We start from the raw sequence: 14986 nt of genomic DNA, 5'->3' as shown, positions 1-14986 counted from the left end.
TCGCCGGTCACCCGCCGACGGGCCGGTCGGCCCACTCCGCCGCGATCCGGTCCGGGTCGCCGACCCGGAACTCCGGCGGCTCGTGCAGCAGGAAGTCCCGGTGGCTGATGTTCCAGGCGTAGGCGCCGGCCATGGCGAACACCAGCACGTCGCCCACGCCCACCGGTCCGGCGTCCGCCGACCGGGACAACACGTCCTTCGGCGTGCACAGTTGCCCGACCACGGTCACCGGCCCGCCGTCGGTGCGCGGGCCAGCGCCGCCGCGCCGCCGGTGCACGGTGAACGGCTGCGCGTGCCCCTTCGCCGCCGGCGTCCGCAGGTGGTGCGTGCCGCCGGCCACCACCGCGAACCACTCGCCGTACGAGCGCTTCACGTCGATCACCTCGGTCAGGTACGCCCCGCAGTGGACGGTGACCGACCGGCCCGGCTCGATCCGCAGCCGCACCCCCGGGTGCGCGTCGAGCACGTCGCCGAGCGCCCGGCCGTAACCGGCCCAGTCGAACCGGGCCGCCGGGTCGCCGTAGTCGACCGCCATGCCGCCGCCCACGTCGACCTCGCGCGCCCCGACCTCGGCGACCGCCCACCCGACCACGGCCTCGGCCACCGCGCCGGCGAGGGGGGCGTCCAGCCCGCTGGCCAGGTGGGCGTGCACGCCGTGCACCTCGACCCCGGCCGGTGGGCGGCGGGCGCACGCCACCGCGTCCGCCGGGTCCATCCCGAACGGGCTGGGTCGTCCCCCCATCACCAGGCTCGCCCCCGGCACGTCCAGGGGCAGGTTCACCCGCAGCAGCACCCGTGCCGTCCGGCCGGTGGCCGTCGCCAGCGCGCCGAGGCGACGCAGCTCGGCCGGGGACTCCACGTGGATCCGCGCCACCCCCGCGGCGAGCGCGGCGCGCAGATCCGCGTCGGTCTTGCCCGGCCCGGCGTACCCGGCGGCGGGCCGCCCGGGCAGCACCTCGGCGAGGCGGCGCAGCTCGCCGCGGCTGGCGGTCTCGAAGCCGTCGACGACCGGCGCGAGCGTGCGCAGCACGTCCGGCTCCGGGTTGGCCTTGACCGCGTAGAGCAACTCGACCGGCCGGGGCAGCGCCGCGCGGATCGCCCGCGCGTGCCCGGCCAGCGCGTCGAGGTCGTGGACGTACACCGGCCGGGTCACCGGCGACCGCCGAACGGGTTCGGCACCGGCACGAACGGCGCGTCCCGGTCCGCGTCCCGCCGCCACCGCACCAGCAGGTTCGCCTTGGCCACAAGGGGGTCACCGGCAAGCAGCGCGCGCAACTCCGGCGGATCGCCCAGCTCGGCGGCCACCGCCGCGACCACCGCGCGCACCTCCCGCCACAGGGCCGGCTCGATCCCCGGGCGGGCGTCGGCCAGGGCGCCGCAGACGCCGGCCAGGTGGTTGACGAACAGGCAGTAGACGACGCGGCGGCGGGCGTCGTCCGGGCCGTACCCGGCCTGCCGTGGCACTCCTTCCGGCCAGGCGGTCCAGCGGCTGGTGTCGAGCTTCACCCCCTCCAGGTCGCGCAGCAGCATCCGGGCCGGGCGACCGTCGGCGTCGCGCACCACGACCACGTTCTGCAGGTGCGGCTCGTGCACCACGCCGTGCCGCAGCCAGGCGTCCAGCACGGCCGGCGCCAGCAGCCCGACGTAGCGCCGCCACCAGCCCACCGGGTCGGCGACCGGCAGTGGCGCGGCGGCGAGCGCCGCCGCCAGCACCGGCGTCTGCCCGGGCCGCAGGTGGGCACGCAGGCCGGTGCGCAGGATCGTTCCGTACGCCTCGTCCGCGCCGGGGGAGTCGACGGTCCGGTAGGCGGGTTCGGCGAGCAACGCCACGCCGTCGGGCAGCGGGATCCCGGCGAGCAGCCCGGTCAGCGCGACCGCGCCGGTCAGCTCGTACCTGGCGTTCTTGCGCAGGCAGTTGGTGATCCGCACGTGCAGGCTCGTCTTGACGAACAGGTCCGCGTCGGGGGAGTAGAGCGTGCGGACGCTCGCGGTCGGCCGCACCGGCGCGCCGCCCGGGCCGAGCCGGCGTATCCGGGGATCCGCCGGTGGCACCAGCGCAAGCTGCCACGGGTGCACCGGCAGCGCCAGGTGTCCGGCCGGCGGGCGCGGCGGGTCCAGGGCGGCCAGCAGCTCCTCGACCGGCCCGGCCTCGGCCACCATGTCGTCCGGCACGGCGAGCCACCGCAACCGGAACGCGGTGCGCAGCTCCGGCGCGTACGCCCGCCAGCCGGCCGGGTCGCCGCTGCGCCACTTCGGCGTCGGGTGGTGCGGGTGGCCCAGGACGAGCGACTGCTCCGACGCCACATAGGCGTCGAGGGTCGGGTCCCCGGTCGGCGTCGGGTCGACGGCCGGCCGCCCGGCCAGCAACCGGGCCACGACGTCCCGGCTGGCCCGCACCTGCCCGAGGAACTCGGGATTGTCGCGGCCGGTGCGCGCGGTCAGCTCCGCCGCCACCAGCCCGGCCAGTCGCTCGGCGTCCAGGCCGGCCCACCGGCCGCCGTCGAGCCGGTGCCGCACCGGGCCGTGGTAGCGGTGCGCGCCGACCGGCGACACCCGGGTCACCGCGCACCGCAGCACCACCCCGGTCGCGCCGAGCCGCACCCGCACCTCGTCGGCGGTCACGGCGACCGTGCCGGCCGGCGCGGCGACCTCGCGGACCAGGCAGCCGAACACGGCGTGCGCGGTGGCCAGGTCCGCCGGGCGGGTGTGCGGCGCCGCCCGACGACGCAGGCCCGTGCTCGTCATCGCGTCTCCCGCAGGTAGTTCGGGCCGGTGCGCCGGTAGTACTTGTTCACGTCGGCGCAGCCGAGCCGCTGCTTCGGCAGCAGGGTGCCGGCGGTGACCATCGCCTTGACCGGCAACCGGTCGGCCCGCAGCACCCGCTCGGTGAAGGTCCGCGCCGCCGGCCCGTCGCCCCACCGGTCCCGGGCCGCGACGAGCCGGTGGGTCAGCGCGGCGGCCGGCGACGGCACGGGCACGCCCCGGGCGGCCAGCGCCAGCAGCGGCGCGGCGGCGGCCAGGTGCAGCGTGATGGTGACGAACACGTCGGCCAGCTCGCCCGGGTCTGCCGCCCACATCCGCGTGTCCCGCAGGGTCACCCCGCGCCGGTGCCGCCGGTCGAGCCGCGCGCCGTCGTCGTCCTTGTAGAGCAGGCCGAGCGTCCCGTCCGGCCGCAGCAACAGGTGGATGTTCTGCGGATGGGCCTCCAGCGCCACGCCGTAGCGCAGCCACAGGCAGACGTGCCAGTCGAGCAGCAGGTCCAGATAGGACTCCAACAGGGCCACGGGACGGTCGCGGCCGATCCGCTCCAGCACGGTGCCGCCCGCCGGGTCCGGCGCGGCGAGCGCCGCCACCGGCACCACCCGGGTGCCGGACAGGTCCCGGGGGAACCGGCGGAGCAGGAACGCCGCCCCGTCGTCGTCGCCGAGGTGACCGTAGGTGTGCTCGTCGGCGTGCCGGATCCGGCCGGCGAAGGCGGGTTCGGCGGCGGCGATCCGGTCGAGCAGCCCGGCCACCGCCGCGCCGTCGGCGAGGGTGTCCGGTCGCAGGCCCCGCCGGTTGCGGGCGCCGAGCGTGGCGGTGGGCAGCGGCAGCTTGAGATGGGTGTACGGGTCGTCGGCGAGCGCCACCGTCCGCATCGAGAGGGTGGGCCGCACGGTCACCGCCGGCCGGTCCGTCGCCGGCAGCGCGCGCCGGGCCGCGGTGAGCGGATGCGCCGGGAGCAGCAGGTCGCCGGCCCGCTCCGCCGCCGGCCACCAGGCGGGCAACGGGCCGGTGAGCCGCACCTCCGCCCGGGGCGCGGCGTACCAGCGCAGCGCGAAGCGGGGCGCGTGCTCCGGGGCGTACCGGATCAGGTCGTCGTCGTGGAGCCCGTGCCGGCAGCGGTCGGTCGGGTAGACCGGGTGGCCGGCGTGCGCGGCGAGCACGTCGTCGAGCAGCGCCGCCGCCATGCCGGCCGGCGCGGTCGCCCGCTCGGCGGCCACGGCGGCGAACACCGCCGGTCGGGCCCGGGCGGCGTGCCGGCGCGCCCGCAGGTCGGCGTGGCACTCGGCGACGAACGTTGCCCACCCGGCCTCGGCCTCGGCGTCGCCGACCGGGGCGAGCAGCGCGAGCAGGCCGTCGAGTGTGTCCACCCGGCGGTCGCCGCCGCCCCCGACGCGGACGTCCACCGTGGCGCTCGCGCAGCGCAGCGCCGCCTGGAAACCGTCGACCCGGACCGGTACGCGCAGCAGCCCGGCCGGGCACGGGGTCTCCCAGCGGTCGCCGACGAGCCGGCCGTGACGCAGGAGACCGAGGTGGTCCTCACGGAGCAGGGCGTCGAGCACCCGGGCGAACACCTGCCGCTCGCTGTCGTCGATCATCCGGTGATCGTCCAGCTCAGTTCGCGGCGGAACGCGGCGAGCGCGGCCCGCACACCGTCCGGGTCGGGGCCGATGCCGTGCAGCGCGGCCAGGTAGTCGCGGTTGGTGCCGGTGTGCTCCGCGACCCGGCCCACCTGACGCATCGGCCGGCAGGACAGCCGGACGCCGTCGCGGACGGTGTCCCGCCGTCCGGGTGCCGCGGCGAGCCGGCCGGACCGGTCGGCGCAGACGTACTCGACCCGGGCGTGCCGGTCGAGCGCGGATGGGTCGGGCAGGTCCAGCGCGGCCAGCGGATCGCCCAGGTGCAGCCGGATCACGTGGGCGAACAGCGGCACCCCGAGCAGGTCGGTGAGGATCAGGTCCATCCGGTCGCCGATCAGCCGGTCGTTCACCTCGATCAGCCGGATCCGGTCGCCCCGCACCACGTACTCGGTGTGGCAGGCCCCGAAGCCGACGCCGAGCGCGTCGAGCAGCGTGCGGAGCCGGGCGCGGTGGGCGGATGGCGGGGGTGACCAGTCGAGGCTGACCTCGGTGAAGGTGGGTGGCGGGCCGAGGCCGGTGTGCCAGCCGCCGAGCGTCGCGAGCGAGCGTCCGTCGCCGAGCGTGTCGTAGGTGTGCAGCTCCCCGGTCAGGTACTCCTCGACGACGAGGGCCACCTCCGGTCGTCGCCGGCGGATCGCGGCGACCCGGGCCGCCAGGTCGGCCCGGTCGGTGACCAGGTAAGCGTCCTCGCTGGCCACCCCGTCGCGGGGCTTGACCACCGCGGGGAGGAGGCCGTCCGGCACGTCGGGCGGCGCGCCCGGGTCGACGGTGACCACGCGGACCGGGTCCAGGCCGGCGTGGGCGAGCGCGCGGCGCATGGCCGCCTTGTCCTTGCAACGCCGGGCCGCGTCCGGGTCCTTGCCGGGCAGGCCGAGCTTGCCGGCCGCGACGGCGGTCGCCTCCTGGAGGTGGTCGCTGTTGGACAGCAACGCGGCGGGCGGCTCGGCCGCCGTGGCCGCGACGACCGCCGCCGCGTCGCGGACCGCGCAGCGCCGCACCGGAGCGCCGGTGGGCCACTCGCCCGGCCGGTCGGTCAGCACGGTGACCGGCAGGTCGAGCGCGTCGGCTGCGGGAAGGAAGCCCTCCAGGACGGCGTCGGTGGGGTTCAACGCGGTCAGGTAGAGCCGCATCCCGCCTCCTCGCGCTCAGGTTTAGGCGAGCCTATCCTAAATATGTGGTTCTGCGAGGTTCGCCGGGCGCGGGCAGGGCATCGGTCATCGGGGCGGCGCGAACCGGGCCAGCGGGTTGGCCAGCGTGCCGGCGAACTGGAGCGCCGCGGACGGGTCGGCCAGGTCCACCATCTGCCGGTTGTCGCGCAACTGGAGCCGGTTGAGGCAGGACAGCGGGAACTCCGGTGCGAACAGGTCGTGCCGGCGGATCCGCTCGGCCAGGTGCGGCACCGTCGCGGCGTAACCGGTGGCGCACGCGGCGACCGTGCGCCAGAAGTCGTCCTGGTCGAGCACGCCGGAGGTGTGCAGGGCGGCGCTCAGGTGCCGCAGGAAACAGTCGAACACGTCGGTGAAGACGGCGAGGATCTTCTCGTCCTCGGGGATCGCCGCCCGGACCCGCCGGACCTGCTCCGGCAGCTCCGCGTCCGGATCCATCACCACGATCTCCTCGGCGATGTCCTTGAAGATCACCCGTTCCACCACGCCGCCGTCGAGCACCAGGATGACGTTCTCGCCGTGCGGCATGAACGCCAGGTCGTAGGCGTACAGGCTGTGCAGCAGCGGCACCAGGTAGGCGTCCAGGTAGCGGCGCAGCCAGTCCGCCGCCGGCAGCCCGGAGGCGTCGATGAGCGCGCCGGCCAGCGGGCGGCCGTCGCGGTCGAGGTGCAGCAGCGACGCCATGGTGGCCAGCCGCCGGCCGGGCTCCAGACCGGGCACCGGGCTCTCCCGCCAGAGCGCCGCGAGCATCTTCCGGTACGGGGAGTACCTGTCGGTCGCCGCCTCGTACTGCCGGTGCCGGTAGCCGACCGCGGCCCGCTCCCGGATGATCGACAGTCCGGTGCCCGTGAGCACCGGGTCTTTCCCGATCAGCTCGGCGAGCCAGTCGTTGATCGCCGGTGTGGCCTCCATGTACGCGGCGGACAGGCCCCGCATGAAGCCCATGTTCAACACCGACAGTGCCGTCTTGACGTAGTGCTTCGCCGGGTCGGTGACGTTGAAGAAGGTACGGATGGACTGCTGGGCGAGGTACTCGTCCGGCCCCTCGCCGAGGCAGACCAGCCGGCGTCGGGCCACCTCGCCGGCGAACGTGACGGCGAGCTTGTTCCACCACTGCCACGGGTGCACCGGGATGAGCAGGTAGTCGGCCGGGTCGAGGCCGAGCCCGGTGAGCGTGGCGGCGAACCGGTCCCGCGTCTCGTCGTCCAACTCGGCGCGGACGAGCGTGTCGTAGTCGAGGTCGGCGGCGCAGGTGAAGGTGGTGTGGTCGCGGTGCGCGGCCAGCCAGAGCAGCCGGACCGGGGCGGCGGCCTCCGGGGCGTACCGGTGGTAGTCGTGCAGGCCGAAGCCGAGCCGGCCGTTGTTCGCCACGAAGCAGGGGTGTCCCTCGGTCATCTGCGTCTCGATGGTCTGGAAGTCGGCGGCGGCCAGCTCGGCGGCGGTGACCACCGGCTTGCCGAGCTTGTACGCGGCGCCGGCGAGGGTGGAGGTGATCTCCTCCAGATAGACCGGCAGGACCGCGTCGGTGAGGCCGAGCGCGCCGCGCAGCTCCACGCAGAGGTCGACGGCGTCGGGCGGCAGTTCCGCGCCGTCGCGGTGCCGGGTGATGCTGCCGGCGTCGATCTGCCAGTGGTCCAGCGCCAGCCGCCGCGCGGCGAACCGGTACTCCACCGTCCCGTCGTCGCCGCGCACGACCCACCGCCCGGGCCCGGCCGGCTCGGGGACGATCAGGCGCTCGTGGGCGAACTCGGCGAGCGCCTTGCGCACCAGCAGCCGGTTGGCCGTCGCCCACGCCTCGGGGGTCAGGTGGTCGATCATGCCCGCTGGTCTCCTTCGGTGGCTTTCCGGAACCGCTCGCGGGTGCAGACGCTGAGCAGCGCGTCCTTCTCCGGCTTGCGGATCTCGCCGACGACGGTGAAGCCGACGGCGGCGTTCAGCGCGTGCACGGCGGTGTTGCGCACGTCCGGCTCCACCACCACCCGGCGGGTCGCCGGGTCGGCGAAGAGCCAGGCCATGACGGTGGTGATGACGGCGCGGGTGAAGCCGTGCGCCGGGGTGTCGGTGGGCGCGCAGAGGAAGTGCATGCCGACGTCGCCGGGCTCCGGGTCGTACAACCCGACCAGCTCGACCCGGGCCGGGTCGTACCGTTCGGCCAGGAACGCCGGCCGGCCGCGCCACGACCCGAGGTACGCGGCGTGGTGCGGGTGCGCGGCGATCGCCCGGTACGCCTCGGCGACGCCCGCCACGTCGGCGTCGCCCATCAGCCAGAACGCCGCCTTCGGATGGGTGACCCAGCGGTGCAGCAGCGGCGCGTCGGCGTCGGCGTCCAGCGGGCGCAGCGCGAACTCGCCCAGCCGGTCGTCCACCCGGGAGAACACGCTCACCGGACCACCCCGAACTCCTGGAACGCGATCGTCTTCTCGATCGGGTAGTGCTCCCGCCCGGTCAGCTCCCGGATGATCCACGAGTTGCGGTACGGGCCCATGCCCAGGTCGGGGGAGGTGATGCTGTGCGTGTGCGTGCCGCCGTTCTGGAGGAACACGCCCCGGCCGGTGTGGTCGACGCTGTAGTTGCGGGCCACGTCGAGGCGGCCGTGGCCGTCGAAGCGGAGCCGGTCGCGCACCGGCGCGAGGAACTCGGGCACCCGGTAGTGGTAGCCGGTGGCCAGCACCAGGCCCTCGGTGTCGAGGGTGAACGCCCGGTCCTGCTCGGTGTGGCGCAGCCCGAGCCGGTAGCGGCCGTCGACGTGTGCGGCCTCGACGAGTTCGGTGTTGGTCAGCAGCCGGGTGGGCGTCGGCCCGTGCAGGCTCTTGGCGTACAGCGTGTCGTAGATGTCGTTGATCAGGTCGGCGTTGATGCCTTTGAACAGCGGCTTCTGTGCCGCCTCCAGCCGGTAGCGGGTCGGCTCGGGCAGGGCGTGGAAGTAGTCCACGTAGTCCGGTGAGGTCATCTCCAGCGTCAGCTTGGTGTATTCGAGGGGGAAGAACCGGGGCGAGCGGGTGACCCAGGTGAGCTGGTAGCCGTACTCGTCGATGTCGGCGAGCAGGTCGGCGTAGATCTCGGCGGCGCTCTGGCCGCTGCCGACGACGGTGATGCTGCCCTTGGCGCGCAGCGCCTCCCGGTGTTCCCGGTAGCGGGAGTTGTGGATCAGGTCGCCGCCGAGGCCGGCGCAGGCCGGCGGCAGGTACGGAGGGGTGCCGGTGCCGAGCACCAGGCGCCGGGCCCGGTGGGTGACCGGCCCGTCCGGGGTGTCGGCGTGCACCACGTAGTGGTCGCCGTCGTGTTCGACCCGGGTGACGGCGTGCCGGAAGCGCAGGTTCGGCAGCTTGGCGGCGGCCCAGCGGCAGTAGTCGCTGTATTCGGCGCGCAGCGGGAAGAAGCTCTCCCGGATGTAGAACGGGTAGAGCCGACCGGTCTCCTTCAGGTAGTTGAGGAACGAGTACGGCGAGGTGGGGTCCGCGAGCGTGACCAGGTCGGCGATGAACGGCGTCTGCAACCGGGTCGAGTCGAGCATCATCCCGGGGTGCCAGTCGACGGTGTCGCGGGCCTCCAGGAACAGCCCGTCGAGGTCGTCGAGCGGCGCGGTGAGGCAGGCCAGGCCGAGGTTGTACGGGCCGAGGCCGATCGCGATGAAGTCCGGCATGTCTCTCCTCAGCCGACCGGGGCCAGCGTGGCCGCGGTCCGGGCGTACCAGGTGGCGTGGTCGGCGACGAGGTCGAGCACGTGGGCGATGTCGGCGACCGTGGTCTCGGGGTTGAGCAGGGTGAGCTTCAGCCAGTGCGCGCCGTCGACCTTGGTGCCGGCGACGAGCGCCGCGCCGGAGGCGGCGAGGGCCTCTCGGGCGTGCAGGTTCGCCTCGTCGACCATGTTCGGGTCGGCGCCGGGCGGCACGTGCCGGAACACCACGGTGCTCAGGTGGGACGGGGCCGCCACCTCGAAGCGGCTGTCGGCGTCCAGGTGCCGCCAGGCGTCGGCGGCCAGGTCGACCACCTGGTCGAAGAGCGCGCCGATCGCGTCCGGGCCCATGATCCGCAGGGTGAGCCAGAGCTTGCAGGCGTCGAACCGGCGGGTGGTCTGGATGCTCTTGTCGACCTGGTTGGGGATGCCCTGCTCGACCGCGCGGGCCGGGTTGAGGTAGTCGGCGTGCCAGGTGGCGTGCCGCAGCGTGCGGCCGTCGCGTACCAGCAGCGCGCTGGAGCTGACCGGCTGGAAGAACGACTTGTGGTAGTCGACGGTCACCGAGGCGGCCCGCTCGATGCCGTCGAGCAGGTGCCGGCGGGTGGGGGAGACCAGCAACCCGCAGCCGTACGCGGCGTCGACGTGCAGCCAGATCCCGGCGGCGGCACAGATGTCGGCGATCTCCGGGAGCGGGTCGATGGTGCCGAAGTCGGTGGTGCCGGCGGTGGCGACCACGGCCATCACCACCTGGCCGTCGCGCCGGCAGCGGTCGATGGCGCGGGTCAGTTCGTCGGTGCGCATCCGGCGGCCGGCGTCGGTGGGCACGGTGAGCACCGCGTCGGCGGCCAGGCCGAGCAGCTTGGCGGCCTTCTGCACGCTGAAGTGGCCGGCGGCGGAGGTGATGATCCGCAGCCGGGCCAGCACCTCGGGCCGGGCCGGGCGGGTGGCCGCGGCGCCGACCGCCCGGCGGTACGCCTCCTCCCGGGCCAGCAGCATCGCCTGGAGGTTGGACTGGGTGCCGCCGCTGGTGAAGACGCCGTCGGCGGCGGCGCCGAGCCCGATCCGTCCGGCCGTCCACTCGATCAGGCGTCGCTCCATCAGCGTGGCGCCGGCGCTCTGGTCCCAGGTGTCCAGGGAGGAGTTGACGGCGCTGAGCACCACCTCGCCGAGCAGCGCCGGGATGACCACCGGGCAGTTCAGGTGGGCCAGGTAGCGGGGGTGGTGGAACCAGACGGCGTCGCGCAACCAGACGTCGTGCAGCTCGTCGAGGGCGGCGTCGGTGTCACCGAGCGGACGGTCCAGGTCGATGCCGTTGACCAGCGGGGCGAGGGCCTCCGGGGTGATGCCGGTGAACGGGCGGTCCGCCCCGGCCGCCCGGTGGGCGACCCGCTCGACGCCGCGCGCCAGCACGTCCCGGTATCGCCCGAGCGAGTCGGCGTTGAACAGGTGGGCGCGGGCTGCGGTGCCGATCGAACTCATGCGACTTCCCTGTAGTCGTGCGGACAGGATCGCGGCTCGCGGCCACGTGGAGATCAGCTTAGGTTAGGCTTACCTAACAAGCAAGTCCGGCTCCCGCACGGAAGCCGGCCGCGACACCGTCCCGGACGGCGGGAACCGCCGCTGGTGCGTGACACCCACCATGACCCCCGCGGCGACCAGCACAAGGGACGCCAGCGCCACCGCCGGATAGCCGAACCGCTCGGCCGCGGCGAGCCCGAGCGAGGCGGCCACGAACGAGCAGACCAGCCCGAACGACGACAACACGGTGAAGTCGGTGCCGCCGCTACCGGGCCGGGAGTAGTCCATGTTGACCGTGTAGAGCACCACGTTGGCGATCGTGTAGGCGACCAGGAAGAAGGACAGCGCGGCGACCGTGCCACCAAGTGGCGCGCGACCGTTCATCAGCGGCAGCAGCGCCACCGTGGACAGCGCCAGGGTCACGCCGCCGGCCACCAGCACGCCGGCCCGGCCGAACCGGCCGATGCCGATCCCCGCGACCAGCCCGGCCACGATCGCCGGCACGCTCGTCACCACGCCGGTCACCACGCCAATCCGCCCCAGCGACCAGCCGGCGTCGACGAGCGCGGGCGTGACGAGCGCGTACGCCATGCCGGCGCCGACGTAGACGAGCGGCACCACGCCGAACGTCCACCACCGGCAGCCGGGCTGGCCGAACACCGACACCAGCGCCCGGTACGCGGCGCCGATCCGGACCGCCCGGTCGATGCGCTCCGGCTCCCGGAACCGCCACACCACGAGCAGCCCGACCGCGGTCAGCGCGGCCAGCAGACCGATCGCCGGCACCCAGCCGAACATGTCGTACACCAGCACGCAGGCGCCACCGCCGAGCAGGTTGCCCAGATAGCTGGCCGCCACCTGGATGCCGTTGCCGGTGCCCCGGTCGGCGGCGGTCAGCAGCCGCACCGCGACCGCGTCGGCGGCGATGTCCTGGGTGGCGGAGAAGAACACGAACGCGGCGCAGACGGCCACGACCGGGCCGAGCTGGTCGGCCGGGTGGGAGAACGGCAGCAGCGCCAGCAGCGTCAGCACCAGCGCGGTCTGCAACACCAGCAACCAGGACCGGTAGTGGCCGCGGCGCCGGGAGCCGTACCGGTCCAGGATGGGCGCCCAGAGGAACTTGATCGGCCAGATCAGGCCGACGACCTGCACCAGCGCGAGAGTGTCCAGTGAGGTGCCGCCGTCGCGCAGGATGGCGGTCAGTCCGACGGTGATGAAGCCGACCCCGAGATACTGCGTGACGTAGAGCGCGGTCAGCGTGCCGAGCCGCCCCATCAGGCGGCCCGCCAGTAGCCGAGCGAGGTGAGCTGGTGCTTGCCGACGCCGAGCGTGCGCCGCAGGTGCCGGGTGAGGTCGCGGGTGGTGGCCGCCTCGCAGGCCAGCCAGTAGTGCGCGGACCCGGCGGCGGGCAGCGCCTCGCGGACCGTGTCGACCAGGTGCCGCCCCGCGTCGCGCCGTGGCACCCAGGTCACGTCGTGGTGGGCGCGGGCGCGCGGGGTCAGCGCCTTCTCGCCCTCGTGCGCGTACTCCAACCAGACCGTCGCCGGGATGTCGGCGCCCGCGTCGAGCAGGCTGTTGACCGCCGGCAGCGACGCGGCGTCGCCGACCAGATAGAGGTGCTCCGGTGCCGGATCGGGGAGCTGGAACGCGCTGCCCTGCACCGTCGCGTCGATGGTGTCGCCGACCGTGGCGGCGGCGGCCCAGTTGGCGGCGCAGCCGTCGTGCAGGGCGAACTCCAGCGTGAACCGTCCGGTCGCCGGATCCGGATCGACGAGCGTGTACGCGCGCTGGTGCGCCCGCCCGCCGTTGTCGAACCAGAGCCGGATCCACATGGTGGGGTGCGTACCGTACGCCGTGAGCAGGCCGCCGTCGTCGAAGAGTAGGCGCTGGTAGTGCCCGTCGACCGACTCGGTGCCCAGCACGGTGAGCCGGAAGTCCCGGCCGCCCATGGCCTTCAGCACCAGGCCCTCCCAGTTCCGTTTCACGAATCCCTCCCGGTAAGGTAGACCTCAGTTAGGGAAGGGTAACCTAATTGTCTAGTCGAGGGAACTGCCGTCCGGTCGGGCGGAGCCGATGACGCGCGTCGATCGCGACCAATGGGGCGTGCCGCAACTCTGGGCCGGCGACGCCGACGCGCTGGCCCGCCTCCAGGGCCGCGTCGCCGCTCTGGACCGGGCGTGGCAGATCTGTGTGGAGCGGTGGCGCGCCGAGGGCCGGCTGGCCGCCCGGGTCGGCCCGACCGAGCTGGCCTGGGACCGCTTCGCCCGGCGGGCCCGGCTGGACGACACCGCCCGGCGCTGCCACGAACGACTCGACCCGGACACCCGCCGCTGGGTCGGGGCGTACGTCGACGGCGTCAACGAGGGGCTGGCCGAGGGCGCCGCCGCCGCGCCCGAGTTCGCCGCCACCGGCAGCACGCCGGACCGCTGGCACCCCTGGACGCCGCTCGGCGTCTTCCTGGTCCAGCATGTGCTGTTCTCCACGTTCCCGAACAAGCTCTGGCACGCCCACGTCGCCCGCACGCTCGGCCCCGAGGCGGTCGGCCTGTTCGCCGTCGAGGGGCCGGCGTCGTCCGGCAGCAACGCCTGGGCGCTGCCCGCCGACCCCGCCACCGGACGCGGCCCGGTGCTCGCCGGCGACCCGCACCGGCTGCTCGAACTCCCCGGCGTCTACCAGCAGGTCCGGCTGGCCTGCCCGGAGTTCGACGTGGTCGGGCTCGCCTTCCCCGGCGTACCCGGCCTGCCGCACTTCGGTCACACCGGGCACGTGGCCTGGGCCGTCACCAACGCGATGGCCGACTACCAGGACCTCTACCGCGAGCAACTCCGCCGCGACGGCGACCGGGTGCTGGTGCGGGACCCGGACGGCTGGACCCCGGCCGCCCGCCACGTCGAGACGGTCGAGGTGCGCGGCGGCACCCCGGAGACCGTCGAGATCATCGAGACGCCGCGCGGCCCGGTGATCGACCACGACCGGGTCACCGGCGAGGCGCTCAGCCTGCGCACGCCGAGCCGGGTCGAGGCCCGCCTCGGCTTCGAGGCGCTGCTGCCGCTGCTGCGCGCCCGCCGGGCCGGCGACGTCGCCGACGCGCTGCGCGACTGGGTCGAGCCCGTCAACAGCGTGCTCGCCGCCGACACCGGGGGCGAGGTCCGCCGCCTGGTCGCCGGCCTGGTCCCGGTACGCGACGAGTGGTGCCGCCGGGAGCCGGTGCCCGGTTGGGAGCCGCGACACCACTGGCGCGGCGACCACCTGCCGATGGTGGACGAGACCGTGTCGGGCGGTGACGGTCGCGCGGGGCGGGCGTTCGGCGGCTCTGCCGACGGTCGCGCGGGGCGGGCGTGCGACGGCGTCGCGGTCTGCGCCAACGACCGGCGCGCGGATGTCGCCGCGCACGGGGTCGACTTCGCGCCGCCGCACCGCGCCCGGCGGATCCGCGCCCTGCTCGCCGCCGGCGTCGACTCGTCCACCGTGCACACCGACGCCCGACTCCCGGCGACACCGACGTACCGGCTGCTGCGCCGGCTCGACCCGGCCCGGCTCGACGCGCCGGCCCGCGCGCTGCGCGACCGGCTGCTGTCCTGGGACCGGCAGATGGCGGCCGACTCGATCGAGGCCGGCGCGTACGCGGCCTGGCGGGCCGCGCTCGCCCGCCGGCTGGCCGCCCACCCGTCGCTGCGGGCGCTGCACCAACCGTCCGGGTACGACGAGCTGTTCACCCCCTGGACCGACCCGGCGACCCGGATCGGCCTGGCCCTGGACCAGCTCGTTGAGGCCGGGCTCGATGCCGGGCCGCTCGGTGCTGCCGGGCTCGATGTCGGGTCGTCCGGGATTGCCGGGCTCGATGTCGGGTCGCTCGGTGGCGACGCGCTTGTCGAGGTGGCCGCCGCGCCGGCGCCCGAGGCGTGGGGCCGGCGGCACCTGCCGCACCCGGTGCACCTGGGCGTGGCCGCCGCGACCGTGGACGCCGTCGCGGCGATGCGGGAGCGGGTGGCGCTCGCCGGTGACACCGACTGCGTCCTCGCCACCGCCAGCGTGCCGGGTGTCTCCGACGACTGCTGGCGCGGCCCGGTCGCCCGCTACCTGTGGGATCTGACCGACCGGGCGGCCAGCCGCTGGATCGTCCCGTTCGGCGCGTCCGGACGGCCCGGAGACCCGCACTTCACCGACCAACTGACCCAGTGGGCCGCCGGGACGCTGATCCCGGTGCCCACCGGCCCTCTC

General features: G+C 74.8%; 10 protein-coding genes and 1 pseudogene. 1 reads left to right on the top strand and 10 read right to left on the bottom strand.

Annotated features, from left to right (window positions below; translation table 11 throughout):
- Positions 1–7: 7 nt before the first annotated feature.
- The 10 genes from O7619_RS20815 to O7619_RS20770 all read right to left on the bottom strand — a co-directional run bounded on the left by O7619_RS20815 (position 8) and on the right by O7619_RS20770 (position 12750).
- Complete coding sequence (locus tag O7619_RS20815) at positions 8–1153, bottom strand: alanine racemase (protein WP_282282876.1); 1146 nt, start codon at positions 1151–1153, stop codon at positions 8–10.
- A complete protein-coding gene (locus tag O7619_RS20810) occupies positions 1150–2745 on the bottom strand; it encodes an IucA/IucC family protein (RefSeq protein WP_282282874.1) in 1596 nt (531 codons plus the stop codon). The genes O7619_RS20815 and O7619_RS20810 overlap by 4 nt, the downstream gene beginning before the upstream one ends.
- Positions 2742–4361: an IucA/IucC family siderophore biosynthesis protein gene (locus tag O7619_RS20805; protein ID WP_282282873.1), complete on the bottom strand. Its 1620-nt coding sequence runs from the start codon at positions 4359–4361 to the stop codon at positions 2742–2744. The genes O7619_RS20810 and O7619_RS20805 overlap by 4 nt, the downstream gene beginning before the upstream one ends.
- Positions 4358–5533 (bottom strand): siderophore biosynthesis protein, encoded by a 1176-nt coding sequence (locus O7619_RS20800; RefSeq protein WP_282282872.1) that lies wholly within the window; start codon positions 5531–5533, stop codon positions 4358–4360. Before O7619_RS20800 ends, O7619_RS20805 begins: the two co-directional genes overlap by 4 nt.
- A gap of 84 nt (positions 5534–5617) precedes the next feature.
- Positions 5618–7387: an IucA/IucC family siderophore biosynthesis protein gene (locus O7619_RS20795; RefSeq protein WP_282282871.1), complete on the bottom strand. Its 1770-nt coding sequence runs from the start codon at positions 7385–7387 to the stop codon at positions 5618–5620.
- Positions 7384–7953: a GNAT family N-acetyltransferase gene (locus tag O7619_RS20790; RefSeq protein WP_282282869.1), complete on the bottom strand. Its 570-nt coding sequence runs from the start codon at positions 7951–7953 to the stop codon at positions 7384–7386. Before O7619_RS20790 ends, O7619_RS20795 begins: the two co-directional genes overlap by 4 nt.
- A complete protein-coding gene (locus tag O7619_RS20785; protein WP_282282867.1) occupies positions 7950–9212 on the bottom strand; it encodes a SidA/IucD/PvdA family monooxygenase in 1263 nt (420 codons plus the stop codon). Before O7619_RS20785 ends, O7619_RS20790 begins: the two co-directional genes overlap by 4 nt.
- 8 nt (positions 9213–9220) lie before the next feature.
- Positions 9221–10726 carry an aspartate aminotransferase family protein gene (locus O7619_RS20780; RefSeq protein WP_282282866.1) on the bottom strand — a complete coding sequence of 502 codons (1506 nt, stop codon included), beginning with the start codon at positions 10724–10726 and terminating at the stop codon, positions 9221–9223.
- Positions 10727–10795: 69 nt separating this feature from the next.
- Complete coding sequence (locus tag O7619_RS20775) at positions 10796–12040, bottom strand: MFS transporter (RefSeq protein WP_282282865.1); 1245 nt, start codon at positions 12038–12040, stop codon at positions 10796–10798.
- On the bottom strand, positions 12040–12750 hold the full coding sequence (locus tag O7619_RS20770) for a siderophore-interacting protein (protein ID WP_282282864.1): 711 nt from the start codon (positions 12748–12750) through the stop codon (positions 12040–12042). The genes O7619_RS20775 and O7619_RS20770 overlap by 1 nt, the downstream gene beginning before the upstream one ends.
- Before the next feature lie 88 nt (positions 12751–12838).
- Between O7619_RS20770 and O7619_RS20765 the strand changes: the two are divergent.
- Positions 12839–14977, top strand: a pseudogene (locus O7619_RS20765) (penicillin acylase family protein); the annotation flags it as partial.
- Positions 14978–14986 lie beyond the last annotated feature (9 nt).

It is taken from the genome of Micromonospora sp. WMMD998 (genome assembly GCF_029581235.1).
Classification (GTDB): domain Bacteria; phylum Actinomycetota; class Actinomycetes; order Mycobacteriales; family Micromonosporaceae; genus Micromonospora.
Note: the sequence above shows the minus strand (reverse complement) of the source record. Positions and strands in the feature narration are given on the sequence as shown.